This is a genomic window from Actinospica durhamensis (assembly GCF_018139695.1).
In the GTDB taxonomy this organism is placed as follows: Bacteria; Actinomycetota; Actinomycetes; order Streptomycetales; family Catenulisporaceae; genus Actinospica; species Actinospica durhamensis.
In genome coordinates, this window is sequence record NZ_JAGSOG010000610.1 from 1 (window position 1) to 1,075 (window position 1,075).

A 1,075-nucleotide genomic window follows, 5' to 3' on the forward strand; every position below is an offset into this window, starting at 1 on the left:
GGCGACTTCGACGCCTACTGGGCCTACCACGAAGCCCGCGACTACCAACGCAACCACCTTGCTCGCTACAAGAACCAGATTCTGCCTACAACCGCAGATCCCTAGACCCGGCCAAGACCTGCACCCATCGACTATTGGCCGCGGGAGACGGTCTACGCCCTCGCTCCGGACGGCAGCTACGTGGCCGAGTGGATGGGTCTGTCCTCGGGCTGGACGATCATCGGTGGGGCGGCCAGCCACATCTACGGCGGCTCAGCGGGGCTGTTCGCGATCGACCCCACGACCGGTGACATCTCGGAGTACAACGGCACGCCCGGCAGTTGGACCGAGATCGGCGGGCCCGGCTGGGAGTTCGTCCAGAGCGAAGGCCACCTCTACGGCCTCGGCGTGGGCGGCGGGTACGTGGCCGAGTGGAACGGCACGCCGAACAGCTGGACGATCGTCGGCGGGGCGGCCGGGAACATCTACGGCGGCGGAGACGGCCTGATCGCGACCTCGCCGGGGACGGGCTACACCGGGAACGTCTGGTACTACAACGGTACGCCGAACAGTTGGACCGACATCGGGAGCTCCGGCGACGACTTCGCCGTGGGCACCAACGCGGTCTACCGGGAGAGCTACGACTATCTGACCATCTCGCAGTGGATCGGTGGCACCACCTGGACGCCGATCGGCCCGGCGAACGCGCAAGGCCTCACGATCGACGCCGCCGGGCCCGAGGGCCTGTTCGTCACGGACGTGTCGAACAACCAGGAGGAACTCAGGTACAACGGCACCCCCGGCAGCTGGACCGAGGTCGGAAACTTCAGCGTCGGAGCCGACGCCGGCGCCGAGAGCATGACAAGCGTGTACGGCACCGAGATCGACCAGAGCACCGGCGACACGATCGCCGGCGTCTACCTGTGGTCCGGCAGCGGCGAGAACTGGACCCAGATCGGCGGTCCGGCCGAGGATGTCCCGACTCTCGTAGAACTTCGCAGGTGGCGGTCCCCCACCTGAAGCCTGCCAGTTGGTAGGTATCGGGTGAATCTGCCAAGAATCATCCGAGATGAGGGACCACCGTGAAGAAGAACGT

At 66.2% G+C, this 1,075-nt stretch carries 1 protein-coding gene; it reads left to right on the forward strand.

The features are described 5' to 3' along the window. The first annotated feature begins 180 nt into the window (after nucleotides 1-180). Entirely contained in the window at nucleotides 181-999 is an 819-nt protein-coding gene (locus tag KDL01_RS41345) for a hypothetical protein (protein WP_212534180.1), read from the forward strand. Nucleotides 1,000-1,075: the final 76 nt, after the last annotated feature.